This is a genomic window from Cohnella sp. GbtcB17 (assembly GCF_019091135.1).
Taxonomy (GTDB): domain Bacteria; phylum Bacillota; class Bacilli; order Paenibacillales; family Paenibacillaceae; genus Cohnella.
Map to the genome: position 1 here is coordinate 1 of NZ_JAGXJW010000179.1, position 441 is coordinate 441.

At 53.5% G+C, this 441-nt stretch carries 1 protein-coding gene; it reads right to left on the reverse strand.

The genetic code is table 11. The features are described from left to right. The coding region (locus KVT38_RS33530; protein ID WP_254639754.1) for a reverse transcriptase domain-containing protein at positions 1 to 440 on the reverse strand (440 nt) is incomplete at its 3' end. Position 441 lies beyond the last annotated feature (1 nt).

Consider the following 441-nt stretch of genomic DNA (forward strand, 5'->3'; position numbering starts at 1 on the left):
TTGGTTTTGCACAGGATCACAAGATCATCGGCATATCTCACCATCGTTCCCGTCTCTGCGAACTTCTTCTCCCAGATGGTATCCAGGTAGTTCAGGTACAGATTCGAAAGTAAGGGGGAGATGACGCCGCCCTGCGGACTTCCCAAGTCGGTTTCGTGAAACTGATCATCTTTCACGAAACCTGCTTTCAGCCACTGTCGGATCAGCTTCAGCACCCTTCGGTCACTGATCCGCTGCTCCGCCAGTTGCATCCGTTTGTCATGGGCAATGTTGTCAAAGTAGCCGCGAATGTCGATGTCCACCACCCAGTAGACGCCTTTCTTCACCGCTCGACGGATATGCCGGATCGCCCCGTGCTGGCTGTGCTTGGGTCTGAATCCGTACGAGCAGTCTTTGAAGTCGGCTTCGAAGATGGGCTCGATCACGATTTTCGTCGCCATT